General features: G+C 53.0%; 20 protein-coding genes. 9 read left to right on the top strand and 11 right to left on the bottom strand.

Features of this window, described 5'->3' with window-relative positions; translation table 11 throughout:
* The first annotated feature begins 23 nt into the window (after positions 1-23).
* Positions 24-1,364, top strand: coding sequence for a thymidine phosphorylase (deoA, locus tag AUQ43_RS05050; RefSeq protein ID WP_062955071.1), 1,341 nt, complete (start codon positions 24-26; stop codon positions 1,362-1,364).
* Positions 1,365-1,426: 62 nt separating this feature from the next.
* Here the strand turns inward: deoA and AUQ43_RS05045 are convergent, their stop codons facing one another.
* Positions 1,427-3,025: a GMC family oxidoreductase gene (locus AUQ43_RS05045; RefSeq protein WP_062955069.1), complete on the bottom strand. Its 1,599-nt coding sequence runs from the start codon at positions 3,023-3,025 to the stop codon at positions 1,427-1,429.
* 419 nt (positions 3,026-3,444) lie between these two features.
* Between AUQ43_RS05045 and AUQ43_RS05040 the strand changes: the two genes are divergently transcribed.
* Positions 3,445-4,890, top strand: coding sequence for an SLC13 family permease (locus AUQ43_RS05040; RefSeq protein WP_232310588.1), 1,446 nt, complete (start codon positions 3,445-3,447; stop codon positions 4,888-4,890).
* A gap of 111 nt (positions 4,891-5,001) precedes the next feature.
* On the top strand, positions 5,002-5,766 hold the full coding sequence (locus AUQ43_RS05035) for a DeoR/GlpR family DNA-binding transcription regulator (RefSeq protein ID WP_062955067.1): 765 nt from the start codon (positions 5,002-5,004) through the stop codon (positions 5,764-5,766).
* A 29-nt stretch (positions 5,767-5,795) separates the two neighbouring features.
* Here the strand turns inward: AUQ43_RS05035 and AUQ43_RS05030 are convergent, their stop codons facing one another.
* The 6 genes from AUQ43_RS05030 to AUQ43_RS05005 form a co-directional block, all read right to left on the bottom strand.
* On the bottom strand, positions 5,796-6,614 hold the full coding sequence (locus AUQ43_RS05030) for an ABC transporter ATP-binding protein (protein WP_062955270.1): 819 nt from the start codon (positions 6,612-6,614) through the stop codon (positions 5,796-5,798).
* Positions 6,615-6,751: 137 nt separating this feature from the next.
* Entirely contained in the window at positions 6,752-7,462 is a 711-nt protein-coding gene (locus AUQ43_RS05025) for an amino acid ABC transporter ATP-binding protein (RefSeq protein ID WP_198157149.1), read from the bottom strand.
* A gap of 92 nt (positions 7,463-7,554) precedes the next feature.
* Positions 7,555-8,658, bottom strand: coding sequence for an amino acid ABC transporter permease (locus tag AUQ43_RS05020; protein WP_062955063.1), 1,104 nt, complete (start codon positions 8,656-8,658; stop codon positions 7,555-7,557).
* A gap of 1 nt (position 8,659) precedes the next feature.
* Entirely contained in the window at positions 8,660-9,856 is a 1,197-nt protein-coding gene (locus AUQ43_RS05015) for an amino acid ABC transporter permease (protein WP_062955061.1), read from the bottom strand.
* A 117-nt stretch (positions 9,857-9,973) separates the two neighbouring features.
* Positions 9,974-10,996 (bottom strand): amino acid ABC transporter substrate-binding protein, encoded by a 1,023-nt coding sequence (locus AUQ43_RS05010; protein ID WP_062955059.1) that lies wholly within the window; start codon positions 10,994-10,996, stop codon positions 9,974-9,976.
* Between the two features lie 495 nt (positions 10,997-11,491).
* Positions 11,492-13,444, bottom strand: a complete 1,953-nt coding sequence (locus AUQ43_RS05005) for an acetoacetate--CoA ligase (protein WP_062955269.1) — start codon at positions 13,442-13,444, stop codon at positions 11,492-11,494.
* 421 nt (positions 13,445-13,865) lie between these two features.
* Between AUQ43_RS05005 and moaB the strand changes: the two genes are divergently transcribed.
* From moaB to AUQ43_RS04985, 4 genes are all read left to right on the top strand, one after another.
* Complete coding sequence (moaB, locus tag AUQ43_RS05000) at positions 13,866-14,396, top strand: molybdenum cofactor biosynthesis protein B (RefSeq protein WP_062955268.1); 531 nt, start codon at positions 13,866-13,868, stop codon at positions 14,394-14,396.
* A gap of 64 nt (positions 14,397-14,460) precedes the next feature.
* Positions 14,461-15,228, top strand: coding sequence for a sulfite exporter TauE/SafE family protein (locus tag AUQ43_RS04995; protein ID WP_062955057.1), 768 nt, complete (start codon positions 14,461-14,463; stop codon positions 15,226-15,228).
* A 265-nt stretch (positions 15,229-15,493) separates the two neighbouring features.
* Positions 15,494-16,306, top strand: coding sequence for a hypothetical protein (locus AUQ43_RS04990; protein ID WP_062955055.1), 813 nt, complete (start codon positions 15,494-15,496; stop codon positions 16,304-16,306).
* 72 nt (positions 16,307-16,378) lie between these two features.
* Positions 16,379-17,140 carry an IclR family transcriptional regulator gene (locus tag AUQ43_RS04985; RefSeq protein ID WP_062955051.1) on the top strand — a complete coding sequence of 254 codons (762 nt, stop codon included), beginning with the start codon at positions 16,379-16,381 and terminating at the stop codon, positions 17,138-17,140.
* A 68-nt stretch (positions 17,141-17,208) separates the two neighbouring features.
* Here the strand turns inward: AUQ43_RS04985 and msrA are convergent, their stop codons facing one another.
* Positions 17,209-17,853 carry a peptide-methionine (S)-S-oxide reductase MsrA gene (gene msrA, locus AUQ43_RS04980; protein WP_062955049.1) on the bottom strand — a complete coding sequence of 215 codons (645 nt, stop codon included), beginning with the start codon at positions 17,851-17,853 and terminating at the stop codon, positions 17,209-17,211.
* Between the two features lie 82 nt (positions 17,854-17,935).
* Between msrA and AUQ43_RS04975 the strand changes: the two genes are divergently transcribed.
* Positions 17,936-18,361, top strand: a complete 426-nt coding sequence (locus AUQ43_RS04975) for a PGPGW domain-containing protein (protein WP_062955031.1) — start codon at positions 17,936-17,938, stop codon at positions 18,359-18,361.
* On the opposite strand, the gene AUQ43_RS04970 is transcribed toward AUQ43_RS04975, so the two are convergent.
* The 3 genes from AUQ43_RS04970 to AUQ43_RS04960 all read right to left on the bottom strand — a co-directional run bounded on the left by AUQ43_RS04970 (position 18,351) and on the right by AUQ43_RS04960 (position 20,783).
* Positions 18,351-19,631, bottom strand: coding sequence for an SPOR domain-containing protein (locus AUQ43_RS04970; RefSeq protein ID WP_147250446.1), 1,281 nt, complete (start codon positions 19,629-19,631; stop codon positions 18,351-18,353). The two genes, AUQ43_RS04975 and AUQ43_RS04970, sit on opposite strands and share 11 nt — an antisense overlap.
* 243 nt (positions 19,632-19,874) lie before the next feature.
* Positions 19,875-20,270, bottom strand: coding sequence for a hypothetical protein (locus AUQ43_RS04965; protein ID WP_232310587.1), 396 nt, complete (start codon positions 20,268-20,270; stop codon positions 19,875-19,877).
* Between the two features lie 96 nt (positions 20,271-20,366).
* The gene (locus AUQ43_RS04960) at positions 20,367-20,783 is read right to left on the bottom strand and encodes a lipopolysaccharide assembly protein LapB (protein ID WP_232310586.1); all 417 of its coding nucleotides are present in this window, start codon (positions 20,781-20,783) and stop codon (positions 20,367-20,369) included.
* A gap of 184 nt (positions 20,784-20,967) precedes the next feature.
* Here AUQ43_RS04960 and AUQ43_RS04955 point away from each other — a divergent pair, with 184 nt between their 5' ends.
* On the top strand, positions 20,968-21,693 hold the full coding sequence (locus AUQ43_RS04955) for a DUF4126 domain-containing protein (RefSeq protein ID WP_062955000.1): 726 nt from the start codon (positions 20,968-20,970) through the stop codon (positions 21,691-21,693).
* Positions 21,694-21,704: the final 11 nt, after the last annotated feature.

The following is a 21,704-nucleotide window of genomic DNA, read 5'->3' as shown; positions in this document are numbered from 1 at the left end:
GACAAGTGCGCAGGAGACAGCATATGCTGCCCCAGGAAATTATTCGCCGCAAACGTGAAGGCGAAGTTCTGAGCGACGCCGAGATCGCCTTTTTCGTCAAAGGCATAACCGACAACAGCATTAGCGAGGGTCAGGTTGCAGCCCTTGCGATGGCGGTGTTCTTCAACGGGATGACCATGGATGAACGCGCCGCTTTAACGCGTAATATGCGCGATAGCGGTACGGTTCTGGATTGGAAGACACTTGGACTTGATGGACCGGTTGTTGATAAGCATTCAACTGGTGGCGTTGGCGATAAGGTTAGCCTGATGCTTGGCCCGATTGTCGGCGCCTGTGGTGCCTTTGTGCCGATGATTTCCGGTCGCGGTCTTGGTCATACGGGCGGTACGCTGGACAAATTTGATTCCATTCCGGGCTATCGCACCACCCCGACACTCGAAGAGTTTGCCAAGGTTACCCGCGACGTTGGCTGTGCGATTATCGGGCAGACGTCCGATCTGGCACCAGCGGACAAGCGTTTCTATGGCATTCGCGATGTGACGGCGACGGTGGAAAGCATACCGCTGATCACGGCATCCATTTTGTCAAAGAAGTTGGCAGCAGGGCTTGATAGCCTTGTGATGGATGTAAAGTTTGGATCAGGTGCCTTCATGGCTGAGTATGATCGCGCCCGCGAGCTTGCTGAAAGTATCACGGAAGTTGCTACCCGAAACGGCGTACCAACAGTCGCACTTTTGACCGATATGGAACAGGTCCTGGGCGATAGCGTGGGCAATGCACTTGAAATGCATGAAGCAATCGACTTCTTGTCGGGGAAACACCGGGAACAACGTGTCTATGATGTCACGATGGCGCTTGCTGCGGAGATGCTTGCTGTCAGTGGTGTTGCTGTGGACGTGTCCGATGGACTGTGCATGGCGACAGATGCGCTTGAAAGCGGGAAGGCTGCAGAGACCTTTGGCAAGATGGTCGCAAGTCTTGGTGGTCCGGCGGACTTCGTTGAAAATACCGGCAAGTATTTAGAAGCGGCACCGATGATAAACACGGTAACAGCAGCCAAGACTGGACGTGTGCTTTCGATGGATGCCAGAAAGGTCGGCCTTGCGCTGGTGTCGCTCAAAGGCGGGCGGACACGCGCGGACCAAAAAATTGATTTTGCCGTTGGCTTTACCGATTTTATCAAGGTCGGACAGCCAGTTTCTGCCGAAACGCCGATCTGCATGGCGCATACCCGCGATCAGGCACAACTTGATGAAGCAACGGCCTTGCTGCGCGAAGCGATTGTGATTGGTGAAGGTGATGTTGACCCAACGGGTAGTGAGCCCGCTGTGCGCGAACGGATTGTTGCACGAAAACAGGGTTGATATCCGTCTGGTGACCAAAATAAGCCGGGGTTGATGCCCCGGCTTTTGCTGTTTGGCCTGCCTTAACCGGCTGCTGCAGCTTTAATCATGGCCGCGGCTTTCTCTGCAATCATGATGGTAGGTGAGTTTGTATTGCCCGACGTGATTGTCGGCATGATGGACGCATCGGCAATCCGCAGTCCATCAAGGCCGCGCAACTTCAATTCCGGATCAACCACCGATCCTTTATCGGCCCCCATCCGGCATGTGCCGACAGGATGGAAAATGGTTGTTCCGATATCACCGGCGGCCCTGACCAGATCTTCTTCACTGTCATAGGACGGGCCCGGCTTGAATTCTTCTGGGCTGTAGGCAGACAGGGCCGGCTGGGCCGCAATCTTGCGTGTTAGACGAATGGAATCAGCAGCAACTTTCTTGTCTGCCTCTGCCGACAGGTAGTTCGGTGCAATGGCGGGCTGCGTCGCGTGATCCGGGCTCGTAATATGGATGCTGCCGCGACTTTGTGGGCGCAGGTTGCATACACTGGCTGTAAAGGCCGGGAAGGGATGGACAGGATCGCCAAACTTCTCCAGCGAAAGGGGCTGCACGTGATATTGCAGGTTCGGTGTTTCATATGATTCATCTGACCGGGTGAAGATACCCAGCTGGCTTGGTGCCATCGACATCGGGCCGGATTGATTGAAAAAATATTCAAGGGCAATGCTGGCCTTGCCCATCAGGCTACTGGCCTTTTCATTCAACGTTTTGATACCGGAAACCTTGAAAGCGCAACGCAGCTGCAAATGATCCTGGAGGTTTTCGCCAACCTGCGGACTATCAAGGGTCTGAGTGATCCCGTGTTGCTGCAGGATGTCACCACGTCCGATCCCGGAAAGCTCCAATATCTGCGGAGATCCGACTGCACCGGCAGACAAAACGGTTTCGCGGTTGGCGTAAACGGTTTCGATCTTGCCGTCGCGTTCATATTCGACACCCGTGACGCGACCTTCGGAAATGATCAGGCGACGGACATGCGCGTTGGTGCGCACTTCAAGGTTCTTGCGCTCAAGGGCCGGGCGGAGAAATGCTTTGGACGTGTTCCAGCGAATACCCCGTTTTTGGTTCACATCGAAATAGGATGAACCTTCGTTGGTGCCACGGTTGAAATCCGACACCTTGGGGATACCGGCCTGTTCGGCAGCATCCTGAAACGCTTCAAGAATTTCCCAACGCACGCGGGCCTGTTCAACTCGCCACTCACCACCTTCGCCGTGGAGATCATCCTGGCCACGATAGAAATCTTCGGATTTCTTGAAGAAAGGCAGGACATCATCCCACCCCCAGTTCGTGCAACCAGACTGGCGCCATTGGTCATAATCATTGGCCTGGCCGCGCATGTAGATCATGCCATTGATCGAAGAACACCCACCCAGCACCTTGCCGCGCGGATAACCCAGCGACCGGCCATTCAAACCGGGTTCTTCAACGGTCTTGAAGCACCAGTCCACCTTTGGGTTGCCGATGCAATAAAGATAACCGACGGGGATATGGATCCACGGGTTGCGATCTTTGCCGCCTGCTTCCAACAACAGCACGTTGGCATCAGGAATTTCTGAAAGCCGGTTGGTAAGGGTGCATCCGGCCGAACCGGCCCCGATCACGATGTAGTCAAAGCGGTCCATTTTCTGCCTCCACGCCAAGGGGGGCAACGAAAACGCGGGTGGGGCAGCAATGGAGTTTCACGGATGGTTCCTCTCTGATGCGCTGTAAGCAGCTTGTCTTGTTTTGTCTGTTTACGGAACGCTATCACCGATCTTGGCATCTGCAAACATAATCGAACTGGTCGGTTTACCGTGATGCGGAAAAATTGCCATCATGCTGGGGACTGGAATAATTCAAGCAAAATCAATTTGATATCAGATAAGTTTGATGCAGTAATCCCCATGGATTGCTTTCCCGTTTGATGATTGATGAGCGTGTAACAATGATACGGTTCCGACTTCTTGAACGTCTGCCAATATCGACAACAGGGGCGAACCCCGCGTCACCACGCCGTCCAGGGGCGTTGCGTCGGCAGATCGGATTTTGGACCGGGATCATCGTGGCGCTTGTGATGATGGTGTCAGACCCACCCGATGGCATGCCGCGACCGGCCATGTATGCAGCGGCGATTGCGGCTCTGATGGCAATATGGTGGCTAAGTGAGGCGATCCCGATCGCTGCAACGGCCCTTGTTCCCATTGCCATTGCGCCCAGCCTGTCAGTCGCAGGGATCAGTGAGGTCACCAAGCATTATGCAAATCCGTTGCTGTTCCTGTTCTTTGGTGGTTTCGTAATTGCAATCGCAATGGAACGCTGGAACCTTCATCGGCGTATTGCGCTTTTGATCCTCAAACAGGTGGGGTTCCGGCCGTCGTCTCTTGTTGGCGGATTTATTGCAGCAACCGCGTTCCTGTCCATGTGGGTCAGCAATACCGCAACGGCGACGATGATGCTGCCAATTGCCTTGTCGCTGGTGCAGCTGCTGCGTGATGACGGGAAAGCGGACCCGTTGGACATCGCCACCAACCAAACCACAAACGATGATCCGATCCAGTTGGCGCCGGATGTGCGAAATTTTGCCTTTGCACTGCTGTTTGGAATTGCCTTTGGGGCGAGCATTGGTGGGATAGGGACTTTGATTGGAACACCACCCAACGCGCTGCTTGCGGCATATTTGTCGAGTAACTTCGATCTTTCCATAGGGTTTGGTCAATGGATGATTGTTGGCGTGCCGTTTGCCGCGATCATGTTGGCCCTGTGTTGGGTGGTCCTGACCAAGATCGTCTATCCGTTGCAATCGTCTCTTCCAGACGCGGCTTGCGAATCCCTTCAGAGAGATATGGATTCTCTTGGACCCATGTCGCGGGGCGAGAAGTCAGTTGCACTGGTGTTTGTGATCACGGCATGCCTGTGGCTGTTGAAGCCATTGATCAATGCCATCTTGCCGGGCTTGCAGTTGTCTGATGCATCAATTGCGGTGATGGCAGCAATTGCCTTGTTCTCGATCCCGGTCAAGGCACGTGAAAACCTTTATGTTCTCGACTGGAAGGCAGCGCTTCGATTGCCATGGGGTGTGTTGCTTCTGGTCGGGGGTGGTCTTGCTCTGGGGGCTTTGATCAATGATACCGGACTGGCCGGATGGATTGCTGGCAATGCAGGCGCTTTTCCTGATCTTTCGGTGTTCGTGCAAATTGCTCTTATCGCCTTGATCGTCTCGATGATCAGTCATCTGACGTCCAACACAGCAACGGTCGCCACATTCCTGCCGCTCGTCGCGACATACGCGATCGGTGAGGGGATTGACCCTTTGCTGCTGTCCGTGCCGGTAGCATTGGCAGCCAGCTGTGCTTTCATGTCGCCGGTGGCCACGCCACCGAATGCCATCGTTTTTGCCAGCGGGTATATCAGCATTGGGGACATGGTGCGGGCTGGTGCCGTTATGAATGTCGTAGCTCTGATAATGATCACACTGTTTGCCGTGATTTTGGTGCCGTTGGTGCTGTAGGTACTTTTCGTGAGACGGACAAGACTTGCCAAATGGAGCAAGAGAAAGCATTTTGATCAGGAATGAAAATTTTCCGATAAAGATGAAAATTGAGAACAGTAGGAGAGAGGCATGGGGAAACTGGATCGACGTCGTAGAGAGATTTTGGAGCTCGTCGCTTCAAACAGCTTTATGACCATTGATACCCTTGCCGAACACTTTTCCGTCACACCGCAAACCATCCGCCGCGACATCAACGAAATGGCTGAAGAGGGCCTGATCGCGCGATACCATGGTGGTGCGGCCAGTGTTTCGACCACTGAAAACACGGCCTATACAGACCGTCAGGTTCTGAACCTTGGCAGCAAGCGTGAAATTGCGAAGCTGGTTGCAGAACACATTCCAGAAGGTGCGTCGCTGTTCATCAATATCGGGACAACCAACGAAGAAGTTGCGCATGCGCTTCTCGGGCACAAGAGCCTTAAGATCATTACCAACAACCTACATGTTGCGGAAATCTGTGCCGCAAACCAGGGCTTTGAAGTGATCATTGCCGGTGGCGTGGTGCGGCAGCGGGATTTCGGGGTGATTGGGGAAGCGACCATCGACTTCATCAACCAGTTCAAGGTTGATTACGCGATTGTCGGGATTTCCGGCGTCGATGAGGATGGCAGTCTGATGGATTTCGATTACCGCGAAGTCCGCGTGGCGCGTGCGATCATATCCAACGCACGTCAGACATTCCTGTGCACGGATGCGTCCAAATTTGGGCGCCGCGCAATGGTGCGTCTTGGGCATCTTTCCGAAATTGATGCGCTGTTCACGGATCGCCATCCGGGACCGATCTGGTCGGACGTCATCCGCGAAGCGGACGTGTCGGTCTACACCGCAAACTAGGCGGGCACAACAGGGGTGGAAGCTGGGTTCTAGCTGAAGACGTGATCTTCGCGTTTTCCGGTACGCATGGTAATCGGTCCCTGCGATGATCCGTTCAACATCTGTGTCAGATGTTCATTGTGCGCATCATCAATATCATGGGTTTTCCCCGACCAATAGACCTTGCCATCATGCATCATCATCAGGTTCTGATAACGTGTTCGGGCAATTTGCATGTCATTGGTGATGGAAATCACCGTGGTACCGCGCTGCTCGGCAATTTTGCCGATCATGAGCTCAATATGATTCGATAAAACCGGGTCGAGACCAGCCGTTGGATTGTCGAGCAGAAGGATGGCTGGATCTGTTGAAATGGCCCGCGCGACGCCAACGCGTTTTTGCATGCCGCCTGACAGATCACCAGGCGTCAAGTCAGCACTTTCAGCAGCCAAGCCGACAAGTCCCAGCAGATGGACGGCATGCTCCTTGGCGTCCTTGCGGCTGAGCGTGCCAAGTTCAATTTGCCGGAAACAGATGTTTTCCCAGACCTTAAGGCTGTCAAACAGGGCGTTTTGCTGAAACAACATGCCAATGCGTTCGGCCCAGGCGGCCCGTTTGGGCGCATTGGTCTGGCTGACATCGTCGCCATCAAGGATGATCTTGCCGGCATCTGCCCCATAAATTCCGACCAGACATTTCATCAGAACACTTTTGCCTGCCGCCGACGGACCAATGATCGCCAATGTCTCACCTTTAGGAAGAGACAGGCTGACATCATCAAGCGCAAGCTTGCTGCCAAACCGTTTGCTGAGATGTTCAACAGAAATAAGCGCGGGATGTGTCACGGAACTCGTTTCAGGCGTGGTCATTTGCATTCCGGATGATGAACAGGGTGGGGCGAGTTTCGGCAATTGCGCGGGCCGGGGCAAGGATCATTTTTGCAAAAACGAAAACGGCCCCGCGTAGAGGGGGCCGTTTTGCAGAGATCAAGTGGTTCGCTAACCGACTAGTGCGAAAGAATCTGGCTGAGGAACAGCTTCGTACGATCGCTTTTCGGGTTATCAAAGAACTCCTGCGGACCAGCCATTTCGACGATCTGGCCGGCATCCATGAAGATCACGCGGTCTGCGACCTCTTTGGCGAAGCCCATCTCGTGGGTCACGCAAAGCATGGTCATGCCTTCCTTGGCAAGCTCGACCATGACGTCGAGAACTTCCTTGACCATTTCCGGGTCAAGGGCCGAGGTCGGCTCGTCAAACAGCATGATTTTCGGCTGCATGCAGAGCGAACGGGCAATCGCCACACGCTGCTGCTGACCGCCGGAAAGCTGCCCCGGGTATTTGTGGGCCTGCTCGGCAATTCGCACACGCTCAAGATAATGCATGGCCAGTTCGTTGGCTTGCTTCTTGGGCATCTTGCGAACCCAGATCGGGGCCAGCGTCAGGTTTTCCAGCACGGTCATGTGCGGGAAAAGGTTGAAGTGCTGGAACACCATGCAGACTTCGCGGCGCACGGCTTCGATGTTTTTGACATCGTCGCCAAGCAAGATGCCATCGACGAAGACTTCACCGCTTTGATAGGTCTCAAGGCGGTTCAGGGTGCGGATCAGCGTCGATTTACCTGAGCCGGACGGGCCGCAGATAACGATACGCTCACCTTTGCGAACAGACAGGTCAATATCCTGGAGAACATGGAAATTGCCATACCATTTGTTCATCTTGTTGACGGTGATGACATCCTCTTTGGACGGAGGAGGCACAGCGCCGGTAGTGGGTTCAGTTGCTACAGTCATTGTTTTTTCCTCACTCCTTACCTTTGTTCGCCTTTGCGAAGCTCTTTTTCAAGATAGGCGGAATATTTCGCCATCGAGAAACAGATCAGGAAGAATATTGCCGCGGCGAAGGCATAACCTTCGACGTAATACTTGGTCCAGGCCGGGTCACTGCGCAGTGCCAGCTTTACCGTGCCAAGGAAGTCAAACAGGCCAATAATCACGACCAGTGTGGTGTCCTTGAACATGGAGATAAAGCTGTTGACGGTCGGCGGGATCACCAGACGCAGTGCCTGCGGCAAAATGATCAGGCGCATCGATTGCCAGTAAGACAGAGCAAGACTGTCACCAGCCTCGAACTGACCACGTGGCACAGCCTGTAAACCACCACGGAATACCTCGGCGAGGTAGGCAGCGGTAAACAGGATAATACCGATCTGTGCACGCAGCAGCTTGTCGATGGTCACCCCATCAGGCAGGAACAGCGGGAACATGACCGATGCCATGAACAGCACCGTAATCAGCGGCACACCACGAATAACCTCGATGTAAACCACTGAGACGGTTTTGATCGCTGGCATGTGCGATTGACGACCAAGTGCCAGCAGCAGTCCGAACGGAAAGGCAAAGATCACACCGATTGATGACAGGATCAGGGTCAGCGGCAGGCCACCCCAATAGCTGTTCTGGACATAGGTCAGACCAAACACACCACCCCACATGAGGATGGCAATGATCGGCACACCAATCACCCACATCGGGATGATGGCCTTGCGCATGCCCGGATACTTAACTCCACCGAGGCTACCGCAAATGATGCCCATCAGAAGGATCATGGCCAACAGCGGACGCCACTGTTCGTCAAACGGGTAGGTCCCGAACAGGATCAGTCGCAAGTTCGCATTCACAAAGCCCCAGCAGGCGCCGCTGGCTTCTGCGCAACCCTCGATGGTGGGGGACAGCGTCGCATTGACGATGGCCCACTCAACGATTGGCGGGATAAGCCAGAACAGGAACGCGATCGAACCAAGTGTCAGAATGGTGTTGAACCATCCGTCAAACAGGTTCTTTTTCGACCATATAATCGCACGTTCGGCAAAGGTGCCGGTCGGCAGAGGAGGTAATTTTGCGTTTTCTGACATGTTACCTCTCCACCAGTGCCATTTTCTTGTTGAACCAGTTCATAAAGAGCGAGGTCAACAAGGACAAACCAAGATAGATCGACATGAAGATCGAGATGGCCTCAATCGCCTGACCGGTCTGGTTCATGGTCGTGTTGGATACCGAAACCAGATCCGGGTAACCGACAGCAACAGCCAATGAGCTGTTTTTGGTCAGGTTCAGATACTGGTTGGTCAGTGGCGGGATCGCAACGCGCATGGATTGCGGCAGGATCACCTTGCGAAGGGCGACAGAACGGCGAATGCCAAGACTGTCGGCAGCCTCCCACTGACCATTCGGAACAGCCTGGATACCGGAACGAACAACCTCTGCAACATAGGTTGAGGTGTAAACCGTAAGGCCGATCAGTACTGCCATGAATTCGGGTGAAATATTGTAACCACCCCGGATATTAAACCCTTTAAGGGCCGGCATGCTCAGTTCGGTTGGCGCACCGCCGACCAGATAGGCAAGCAAAACAAACCCGACGAAAATGCCGAGACCGGCAAGAAACATCGGGAAGGGCTGACCGGTTGCATCCTGACGCTTTTTGGCCCATTTCTTGACGAAATAGATCACTGCGCAGGCGATTACGGCCGCAATGGCCATCAGGGTATAGGCGGCATCAGGTTCTGGAACCGGCATATACATGCCGCGTGATGTCAGCAAAACGCCGGGAATGGGTTCCAACGCATCGCGCGGGTGCGGGAATGCGCCGGGAATCAGTGCGTACCAGAAGAACAGTTGTAGCAGCACCGGGATGTTTCGGAACGTCTCAACATAAACGGTTGCCAGTTTACGAACGATCCAGTTCGAGGACAGGCGTGCAATGCCAAAGATAGTCCCGATGATCGTGCACAAAATGATGCCGAGAAGTGACACCTTCACAGTGTTAAGCAGACCAACCATCAGCGCTGTCGCATAACTGCTTTGTGCGCTGTAGTCGATCATGGTCTCGCTGATCTCGAAGGACGCTTCAAGATCGAGGAACCCGTAACCGGTAGAGATGTTTTGTTGTTCAAGGTTGTACAGGGTGTTGGACACCAGATACCAGCCCGCAAGGACGATCAGTCCAATCGCGATGATCTGATACAGCACCGCACGAACGTTTTCGTCATTCAGGTAGTCGACGAGACCCTTGGAACGAACATCCCCCGGGGCATTTTGAGGCTTACTCATATGACCCTCAGGTGTAGATTATATCCAAAATCAGTAAGCACCTAACGAAAAGCTCCGCCCATGCGTTCAGGCAGTGGGGCGGAGCTTCGTAGGTTTAGATAGTCGGCTTGCTAGTGATTAGCGCACCGGCCATGCATACTGCAGGCCACCATCGGTCCACAGAGCGTTCAGACCACGCTCAAGACCCAGCTTGGCGGTAACGTTTTTCTCATAGCTTTCGCCATAGTTACCAACCTGCTTGATGATGTTGTATGCCCAAGCTTCGTCAAGACCAAGAGCTTCACCCATGCCCGGCGTTACGCCCAGCAGACGCTGGATGCCCGGGTTGGTGCTGTTTGCTTTCATGTCGTCAACATTTTCCATGGTGACGCCATACTCTTCTGCTTCAACCATTGCGGTGAAGGCCCAACGAACGATGTCCGACCACTGTTCGTCACCCTGGGCGACAACCGGGCCGAGCGGTTCTTTGGAAATGATTTCCGGCAGAATGACATAGTCAGCCGGGTTTTCAGCCATCTGGGTACGGATGGAAGCAAGACCCGAAGCATCGGTGGTGTAAACGTCGCAACGGCCAGAGAAGAAGGCAGCAGTTGCTTCGTTGATGTTTTCGATAACAACCGGCTCGAAGGACATGCCTTTGGCGCGGAAGTAATCAGCAAGGTTCAGCTCGGTCGTGGTGCCCGGCTCAACGCAAACGGTTGCGCCGTCAAGCTCAGTTGCGCTCGAAACGCCAAGGCCTTTCGGGATCAGGAAGCCCTGACCGTCATAGTAGTTGACGCCGACAAAGGTCAGGCCGAGTTTTGCATCACGGGTGGTGGTTGCAGTGGTGTTACGCGACAGGATGTCGATTTCACCGGACTGCAGGGCCGTGAAGCGCTGTGCTGCGGTCAGCGGGGTGTACTGAACGGCGTTCGCGTCACCAAGCAGCGCAGCTGCAGTAGCGCGGCAAACGTCAACGTCGATACCTTCCCACTTACCTTCGGCATTGGCAGCGGAGAAACCCGGAAGACCGGTGTTCACGCCGCACTGAACGAAACCTTTGTCCTTGATGCCGTCAAGCACAGCACCTGCCTGTGCGTTCTGCGCGGCAACGGCTGCAACGGTCATTGCGCCAGCGGCAAGGATCGTTTGGATTTTCATAAGATGAGCTCCCTTATTAGCAAAGCATTGTTTTTAGCTTTTGTGCCACCCTGGATATGCAGAGCCGCATATCCATCCGTCCGAAGAAGATCGGACCGCCAAATTAAGAAATTTTAGGCCGCCTTGTGTCAAGTGTGAAAAATTTAGGGCACGGCAGAGAACTGTGTTTTCAGCGGGAAAATGAGACTTTTTCTGCAGTTATATCCTGCGTGCTTTTGCGTAGATAAATTATACAAATTCCCATTTCCTATGTTTATTCAATGTTCTAGGTGGGTTTTGTGCAGGTATGGGGACTGCGTTGGGAATTGCACGAACTTTTTTTCACCAAATTCAGATCGATGGTCAAAAAAAGTGCACGAGTTCACATTGTTTAAAAAACATGCACCGCTGCAGTGCGGAATCGGTGTGACGCGCAGAAAGGTCGCAACACTTTGTGGTCAGGCGAGGGGGCAAGTGTGAAAAAAGCCCCGCTCGTGATGGCGGGGCTTTTGAAGATCAGGATTTTAGTTCTGAAAGATTGGAAAACAGCTCCAATGCCGTCGGGTTAGCCAAGGCTTCCTGATTTTTCACCGGTCTGCCATGGACAACATCGCGAACGGCCAGTTCGGTAATCTTGCCCGATTTTGTACGTGGAATATCTGCGACAGCAAGTACCTTGGCTGGCACATGGCGTGGTGTGCAATTGGCTCGGATCTGCTTCTTGATCTTATCGATCAGAGCGGTATCCAGCACATAATTATCGCGGAGCACAACAAACAGGATGACCCGAACGTCGTTGTCCCAGTCCTGACCGATAACAATCGATTCCTGAATTTCAGGCAGCTTTTCGACCTGGCGATAGATCTCGGCCGTGCCGATGCGAACACCACCTGGATTAAGCGTGGCATCCGATCGACCGTAGATAACCATGCCACCTTCATCATCAAGTTCGACATAGTCGCCATGGCACCAGATGTTATCAAACCGATCAAAATAGGCGCTGTGATAGCGTGACCCATCCGGGTCATTCCAGAAGCCGACCGGCATGGACGGGAAGGGCTTGGTGCAAACAAGCTCACCCTTTTCATTACGCACAGGCTTGCCATCATCATCAAACACGTCGACTGCAACGCCAAGGGCCCGGGTTTGAATGACGCCGCGTTTTACAGGCAAAACGGGGGATGCCAAAACAAAGCAACCGAGAATGTCCGTGCCGCCGGAAATGGATGCCAGATGAATGTCTTCCTTGATGTCGCGATAAACGTAATCAAAGCTTTCCGGGGCAAGCGGGGAACCAGTAGAGGTCATGGCGCGAACCGAAGAAAGATCGTGGGTTTCGCGCGGCTTCAGCTCTGCCTTGGCAAGTGCATCAATGTATTTTGCCGATGTCCCAAAGAGAGTCATGCCTTCGGCGTCGGCATAGTCAAACAGGATGTTGCCATTCGGATAGAACGGTGAGCCGTCATAGAGCAAGAGTGTCGCGCCGGCAGCGAGCCCGGCCATGAGCCAGTTCCACATCATCCAGCCACAGGTCGTGAAATAAAAAACGCGGTCACCCGGTGCTACGTCACAGTGCAATATATGCTCGGATACCTGTTTGAGCAGAGTGCCGCCAGTGCCATGCACAATGCATTTGGGTTTGCCGGTCGTGCCCGATGAGAACATGACATAAAGCGGGTGATTGAATTCAACCTGCTCAAAGACGATCTTTTCAGTCCGGAAAGGGGCGATGAACTCTTCATACTTTATTGCATTGCGAATTCCGGTGGTGTTTGCCCCGTCAAAGGCATACTGAGCGATAACGACCTTCTTCAGGCTGTCGATGCGGTCAACGACGTCGCGCACCTTTTCGCGGATATCATGTTGCTTGCCATTATAATGGTATCCATCGACCGTTATCATGACGGTTGGTTCAATCTGACCGAAGCGGTCAACTACACCTTGCACGCCAAAGTCGGGGGAGGCAGAAGACCATGTTGCGCCAATGGCCGCTGTTGCCAGCATCGCGATGACGGTCTCGGACATGTTTGGCATGTAGCCACATACCCGGTCGCCCTTTCCAACGCCTTCGGCGCGCAGTGCCTGCGAAAACTTGGAGACCGCAATGTTAAGCTCAGCCCACGAAAGCCGGCTTTTTACCTTGTCCTCGCCCCAGAAAATCAGCGCATCATTGTCGTCATCGCGAACCAGCAGGTTTTCGGCAAAATTCAGGCGTGCGTCAGGGAAAAATTGTGCTCCCGGCATTTTGTTGCCATCGATCAGGATGCGCTCGCCCCATGTTTCGGCCTTGAGGTCGGCGAACTCAATGACAGCAGGCCAAAAATGTTCGAGTTCGGAAACAGACCAGTCATAGAGTTCCGTGAAACTCTTGAGATCAAGCGCATACTTGTCGTTCACCCAGTCGCGAAAGCGGGTGACGTTTGCATTTTCAACGCGTTCTTTCGTCGGTTGCCAAAGCAAGTCGCTCATGATGAGTCCTTTGTTTCCTGTCGACCATATTTTCTGTTTTTGACGCATCATTCCGGGGCGCCAAATTGGTAGTCCTTTACCGCTTTTCTAAGCGTAATTTTTCAGACCGGCAAGCGAAGTCACCGAGATGTCGTATATTGGTATTACCAATTATGTCATTTTTGATGAAGTAAGACATTCAATAATTTTGTCAAGCTATTCAAATTAAATGAGGAGTGGGGCCGTTCGTTTGGGAGAAATTAGTTTGGTGGAGTACGCGTTTGGAAGGTCGGTTTGCTAATAAAACTTCAAAATATATGCCTGAATTGTTGTTTCATGATTCGGAAGGCCGCATTGGTATTCTCCTGATGCGTGAAAACGCTTGCACCCATTTCAGGTCATATTAGGTTGGTGCAGCCTTTCAAAAGATATGGAGAACATCATGGCAGGTATTGACGAAAGCATACCGTTTGTATCGATCAACATTGCCGTTCTGACTGTAAGCGATACGCGTGATCTCCATAATGATACGTCCGGGGAAGTGCTGTGCGAACGGATCATCGAAAAGGGACATCGCGTCTATGAACGGCAAATCCTGCCAGATGATCAGGTTGCTTTGCGTAAACAGCTGGGTGCATGGTGCGCCAACCAAAATGTCGATGCGATTATAACAACGGGCGGCACCGGTGTTACTGGACGTGATGTCACAGTCGAAGCGCATCGCGCCTTGTATGAAAAGGAAATCCCGGGTTTCGGGGAGCTTTTCCGATGGGTTTCCTTCCAGAAGATCGGAACGTCCGCCGTTCAGTCACGATCAACTGCCGGTGTCTGTATGGGCACTTATTTGTTTGCTTTGCCGGGATCGACAGGGGCCTGCAAGGATGCATGGGACGAAATCCTGACCTATCAACTCGACAACCGGCATCGACCCTGCAATTTCGTCGAGTTAATGCCCAGGCTTCTTGAGAAATAAGGATGTGAACGGTTTTAGACCCGGCCCTAAATCCTGAAAGTTTCCGAACAAACAAGGACGTCCGATGGAGTTTATCTCGGATCCGTTTTTCTATGTCGTTGGCATCCCGGCGGTTTTAATCGCAGGCGTATCCAAAAGTGGTTTTGGTGGCGGCCTTGGGGTGATCGCAGTGCCGTTGATGGCGTTGGCCGTTTCGCCGCAAGCTGCGGCCGCCATCATGCTTCCTATTCTGTGCCTGATGGATGTTGCCAATGTGTGGGCCTATCGCAAGCGCTGGGACCGCAGAAACATGAAGATACTTGTTCCTGCTGCGTTGCTTGGCATTTTGGTGGGAACATTGTCGTTCAGTTACCTGAATGAAGCCGCGGTCAAACTGATTATCGCAATGATCGCAATCATTTTCACACTGGACCATTGGTTGCGTGGCCGCAGCGCAAGTACGGTGCCCGGATCCGCAACAATCGGAAAAGGAACCATTCTGGGGGCGCTCGCCGGGTTCACAAGTTTTGTCGCCCATGCCGGCGGGCCACCGGTGTCGGTTTATCTGTTACCGCAGAGAATGGACAAGTCGATCTTCGTTGGCACGACGGTGATGTTCTTTATCGTCGTCAATTATGTGAAATTGATTCCATATGCCATGCTTGGGCAGTTCGACGCCTCGAACCTTGGAACATCGCTTTTGTTCGTGCCCGTGGCATTGTTTGGAACCTGGTTGGGCTTGTGGGCGCATGACAAGGTAAGTGTCACCTTGTTCTATCGGGTTTGCTACAGTCTTCTGTTCCTGACAGGGGTTAAACTGCTGACTGATTCTATCCTTGAGTTCACGGCCTGAAGATCGCTTGGGTGTTTACGGGAAACGGGATAGGCGATTGTACTACCCTGTGAGTTTATCCAATGAAAACCGATAAGTAGCAGCCTGAAGGGCTGCCTGCCAGCGTTTGCCAATTTGGCGGAAATAAACCGGCGGAATGCGGTCCATATCGAGCGATTTGTTCGGTTTACTTGTTTGCACTTGCCCAACTCAGCGAAACCGGCTACCGATATTGGCACTTTGTCGATAAATTGTTATCGAGGATTGTATAGAGGAACCAAAGCCGGTGGAACTGATCCTTGCCAAGATTGCCGTATCTGTTGGAACAGTTCTTGGGCTGTCCGTCCTTGCAGAGCGCGCAGGCCCACGGGTTGCAGGTGTTCTTTCTGGTTATCCGTTGGGAACGGCCATCCTTCTGTATTTCATCGCAATCGAGCAGGGGATTTCATTTGCCAGTGAAAGCGCGGTTTATGCGTTGCCGGGGCTGATCGCGACACTCACGTTCCTTTATGCCTATTTCCTTGTTTCACGGAAATGCGTGGCCTTACCGGTCATTCCCCAGATTGTTCTGAGTTCCCTTGGCGCTTTTGTCGTATATCTTTCAGTGTCTTGGCTGTTTCAACTGGCCCCGATGAGTTTGACACAGGCGGCTGTGATCCTGCTGGTCGCGATATTTGTTGCCCTTATACTGTTTCGCAAGATCGAGAATGTCCGAATTCTCAATCGTGTCCGCCTGACGAAGGGTGTGGTTCTGCTGCGTGCGGCATTGGCGGCGGTCATCGTCTTGGTAATCAGCGGAATTGCAGCATGGATCGGTCCCCGGTGGTCCGGTTTGCTGTCAGGTTTTCCGGTAACGCTGTATCCCATGATGCTCATCATTCATTTTTCTTACGGGGTTGAGCCGGTTCACACTGTGATCCGCAATTTCCCGCGTGGGATGGGCGCGCTGTGGGTTTACATTCTTGCCGTAAGTCTTGGCTATCCTGTCCTTGGTTTGGGGTGGGGTACAGTTTGTGCATTTGGGGCGGCCACGGTTTATCTGGTCAGTTACTCGGCTTTTGTCTGGGTACGTCAAAAGTCCGTGCAAGCCGCACGATGATCTCCTAAAATTTAGAGACAACATAACAACGGTGGTCGGCATTCCTGACCGCTTTTTGGGAGAAGTCTCTGAATGCAACAAGTGCAGTCGCTCGTCAGGGCGCTAAGCATCCTTAACGCGCTTGCGGAAAGTGAAGACGGGATGACGCTGACCGAAATTGCGCAGCAGGTAAAATTGCCGCCGTCAACGGCGCATCGGTTGCTCACAACCATGCAGCACGAACGTTTTGTGACTTTTGATGGTGAGCGCACACTTTGGTTTGTGGGTGTCCAAGCGTTTAGCGTTGGCAACGCCTTTACCAAAAACCGCAACCTGAGCCAGATCGCGCGCCCCTATATGCGTGCGCTTATGGAAGACAGTGGTGAAACCGTCAATCTGGCTGTCGCGGACGGAGGCGAAGTCATCTTCCTGACGCAGGTTGAATGCCGCAAGATGATGCGTGCGCTGGTCACGCCCGGCCGTCGGGCATTGATGCATTGTTCAGGCGTGGGCAAGGCACTCCTTGCCTTTTTGCCAGAAGAAGAACTGCATTCCGTCATTGCGCAGCACGGTATGCCCAAGATTACCGACCGAACTCTCGTAACTCAGTCGGCCCTGGAGCAGGATTTGGAACGTTCCAGGCTGCGCGGTTATGCACTTGACGACGAAGAGCATGCCGTAGGTTTGCGCTGTGTCGCTGGCGTGGTCCGTGACGAGACCGGGCTACCCATCGCAGCCTTGTCGCTTTCAGGACCTGCGGCACGTATTCCGAACGACCAAATTAAACATCTGGGGCTTAAGGTCCGTCGGGTGTGCGCAGACCTTAGCCGTGAATATGGCGGAAAGCCGGTCTGAGGTTAAAGCAACGCGATAACTTAGATTTGGTGATCAGAGCAGAAAAACATCTCTGATCACCGTCTTCGTTACATGCCCGGGCAGGAAACGCCTGTGCCGCCAAGACCACAGTACCCGTCGGGATTTTTGTGAAGATACTGCTGATGAAAGTCCTCGGCGTAGAAGAATTCCGGTGCCTCGGCAATCTCGGTGGTTACATCGTTCTGACCGGCTGCCTTCAGGGCCGCGTTATATTCCGCGCGTGACTGTTTTGCAGCTTCGATCTGTTCGGGCGTACAGGCAAAGATCACGGAACGGTATTGGGTTCCGACGTCATTGCCCTGACGCATGCCTTGTGTTGGGTCATGGCTTTCCCAAAACAGTTTCAAAAGTGATGAATAGGAAACCACGGCCGGATCAAACACAACCATGACAACTTCTGCATGACCGGTCATGCCGCCGCAAACTTCGCGATAAGTCGGATTTTTTGTATAGCCGCCAGCATATCCCACAGCTGTGCTGTAAACGCCTTCGGTTTGCCAAAACAGCCGTTCAGCACCCCAGAAGCACCCCATGCCAAAGACAGCCATTTCGAGATGCTGAGGAAACGGGCCTTTCATGGGATTGCCTGTCACTATATTTGTCTCCGCGACCGGGAGTGCCTCGTCACGGCCCGGAAGCGCGGTTTCTGCGGTTGGCATTTTAGGTTTATCGGCTTTTAGCACGGAGAACATATCGTTTATCCCGTAGAAATTTGTGTGTTCATGGGTGCAATGTACTCCAGACGCGCACAATAGCAATTCCCCTGTTGATCAAATGTCTTTGAACATTCTTTTGGCAGCGTCGAGTGTGATCTGGATAATCGACATCAAAAGTCGCTGGAATTGCTCGGTAGGGTCGGCCTTGCGTAAGCTAAAGCGTTTGCAATCAATGGGTCTGATGATCGCAGGAGCATTCTGTTTGCTGGTCGGTTTGGTGTTCTTGCCGTTGCCGCCACCGTTCTTTGGGATGGTCTTTATTGCATTTGGCGTCCCGCTATTGGCTGCGGGGTCAAAAAGAACAAGGCGGCTTATCCAGCATCTGCGTTGGCGCTATTACCGGCACAACGCCAAGGTCGAATACCTCCTGAACAGGATGCCAGGATTCGTGCGCAGACACGGAAAGAAAACGCGTCCAGATGGCCTTGTGCGTTCACAAAAAATCGCTATAGCGGCCAAAGAACGCCTCAGGCCTAAGGGCTGACTTTACGTATCAGGCAATCTGTCCCTGCGGATTTTAGGGTATTACACGCCTGTGTTGCCGCCGCAGCGGTGCCATAGTTGCCCGTCAATAAGCGGAAGAACAGACCTTTACCCTCAATTGCAATACTGACCACCTCGTGATCAGCGGCGGCAAGCATACCATGAGACGCATTCTGGAACTTTGACCAGGCGCCTTCGGCCCGCCCGCGTGACCGGTACGCCGCCAGTTGAACGGCGTAGTAGGGGGCCATTGACGCAGTGGTCTGTACCGGCGGATTTGGTTCAGTCGCCATTGATTGTGATGTTTCGCTCGTCGCGCCTGAGGGGGGTGTAGCAGATGCAATCGGAAGCTCGATCATCGGTGCTTCTGGGCGACGGTCCACGACATCAAGCTCGCCTTGTTCGACAGGCCGGGCGTTGGATGTGACAATCGCACCCGAATGTTCAGTAGATGCAGAGTCACCTGCGATTGTTGGCGCTTCGGTGACTGGCTCAGGTGCCGCAACCGGGGCAATCTTTGCTACCGTAGTGGCGTTTGTATTTTTTGGCGGCTGTGTTGGTTTTTCCGCTTCGATTTTCGCATCGTTTGTAGCTTTTGACACCGCAGGGGCGGTTGATGCGGTCCGACGTTCAACACGGGTCAGCTGTGCTGTGTTCTCGCTGACTTCGATATCCATTCGCGCAACAGCGTTGGTCGGCGCTTCGGGTTCGGCCGTTACGACGCCGCCTGTCTCATAAAAGCGGCGATCACGTTCGACTTGTGGTGGATCAGGAAGTTCCGGGCCAGGCGGGACCGTTGCCGATGCGACGACTGTATCGATTTCCTCGGAACGGGCGTATTCAGGGGATGCAGCATCAAGCGCAACAAGACGTCTCTGTGCAAGGCTGTTGATGCTGCCGGAAAGACGAATACCCTGACCACAATCAAGATCCACTTTCGTGTCAGGTGGTGTAGCGGTTAGCCAGACATAGAGTTTACGCGCGCTTTGGTAGTTCCCGTCCATGTCATAGGAAATGGCCTGAAGCAGGTTCTCTTGGGGGCTGCTCGCAAGCGATATCGGATTGGACGTACCGGAACTGTTGCCTTCTTGCGAACGGTGTTGCTGTTCTGTCTGACCAAGAAATAACCCACAAGCAACCTGATCAAAATTGTTTTTTTCGGCGGCTGAGGACTGATCGCCAGATGCGGAAGTGATTTCTTGTGGTGTGGAAGAAGATCCAAACCAGAGACCGGAAAGGTCATCCGTGCTACAGGCGGCGAGGAGCGGCAAAAGCGCTGCGGCGGTAATCCAGCCCCGCTTGTTGCAAGGGTTGTTTTTTGTTGTCGCAGACCTGCTTTTCACGCTTCACCTGATCATCACTGTATCAGGGAAAGTTATATCTTTCCTTGCCGACAAAAACAACTGTCGCAAATAACCAACTGCGATCAGGTCTACTTAGAAATCAGGAACATAGTCAAACAAACGCAGCTGGATCTGTTTGCGTGAATGACCAGCGTAGGTGATGGAAGCAGGTTATCTCATGATCAAGGGAATCATGATGCCGGCAAGCAGGACCAGAACAGTTACGGCGATCACGATGTTGATGATCCCTTTGCTGGCTTGGTTAGCTGTTTCACGCGTCACACCGGGGCGTTGCCCGGCACGTCCTGCCGATCCGCGAGATCCTGATTTGCTCTCGGCAGTCAGGATCTTGACGACTTGCTTCTTGTCCTTTCGGCTGGCCTGATCATACTTGTTTTCGACGATGCGGATTTCAGTATTGCTTTTGTTGCCAATCGCTTCTTTGGCGGTATTGAGGGCAGCAGTATAGTCGGACACTGTTTCCAGTTCCATCAGCTGGCCCGTCGTCCGCTGGCAAACCACCGTATAGCTTTTACGCATTACCGCATTTGACATGGCTAATCCCATTTGCGTCTGTCCATATAAGAAAGACATATGGCCTGTTTACGCAAGAATGGGAACCTATCCAGACGAATAGGTTTTGGGCGGTCTCAATAACGTTGTTCAGTTTGTGATTTTGCTTGCAAGAATTTGGTATTCTTCGCAACCCGTGCCGCAAAGCTGTTCTAACCGTGCCAGATTTTCCTGTGCCAGTTCCGGCTTGCCTGTCTGAAGAAACAACTCGCCCTGATACTCAAGAGCGCCGACATGCTCCGGGTCGATCATAAGTGCGCGTTCATAGTTTTGTGCCGCACTGTCAAAATCCCCCGTTTTGCGTTGGCTGTAGGCGAGGTAATTATACAGATCGGCGTTGTCCGGATCTTCCTTGAGCATTGTTTCGATCTTGTCGATAGCCATGTCGTACATGCCGGTATCTACAAGATCGGTCACGGCGCCAAGGTCTGTTCCCCCGGAACTCCATGTATCTGAACTGCCCATCGCAAATGCGTTGCTTGTTAAAAGCGGGGCGGCAAGAAACATCACCACAGCACATGCCTTGATCAATTTTGGGGTTTCACCATCACGGTTCATCGTCGTACCTTTCGTAGATCTACTTTGGCATTGATACGTGCGTTGGGACGCTCTGAAAGTGTGATTTATCACAACTGGAAGTTTTGCCTAGTCACTTGTTAGTGAGAATTGTGTCTTTGAAAGGGCGTTATCTGTGGGGGTCATTGAAACTCTTGCTTTGGGAATGGGCGGGGCCTGGGCCAGCGGTGTAAATCTGTATGGTACCGTGGTTATCCTTGGCTTTATGAACAATTTCGGGCTGCTGGATCTGCCACCGGAACTTCAGATTCTGGGAAGTTGGTGGGTGCTGGCGTTGGCAATGTTCCTGTACCTGATCGAATTCGTTGCGGACAAGATTCCAATCGTCGACAGTGTTTGGGATGCCATTCACACCTTTATCCGTATTCCGGCTGGTGCCCTGCTTGCGGCCGGCGCCCTGGGTGGCCTTGATGTTGGGTTGGGAGATGGCGTTCAAACCGCCATTGCATTGCTGGTCGGTGGGACCGTTGCAGCTGGAAGTCATTTTACCAAGGCAGGTAGTCGGGCTGCGATCAACACGTCACCTGAACCGATTAGCAACAGCGTCGCCTCGGTCGCCGAAGATGTGGCCGTTTTTGGTGCGCTTTACACTGTTGCGTTCCACCCTGTGGTTTTCTTTGTGCTGCTCGCTGTTTTTGTGCTGCTGCTGGTCTGGCTTGTGCCAAAGATCTGGCGTTTTATCGGGCAAGTATTTGGCAATGCCCGCCATCCGTCCGTAGCCTATGCCCAGACACGTGCACAACAAGCAGAGACTGCTACTGGGATGCCAAAGCTGGATCTGTCCGGGGCAGGTGGCGGATCATTGCCGCCAACGAATAACCCGAAACTTCCGCACGAATAACATCGTGTTTA

This window comes from Thalassospira sp. MCCC 1A01148 (assembly GCF_001613795.1).
In the GTDB taxonomy this organism is placed as follows: Bacteria; Pseudomonadota; Alphaproteobacteria; order Rhodospirillales; family Thalassospiraceae; genus Thalassospira.
The sequence above is the reverse complement of the archived record's forward strand: the minus strand, read 5'-3'. Positions and strand labels throughout refer to the sequence as shown.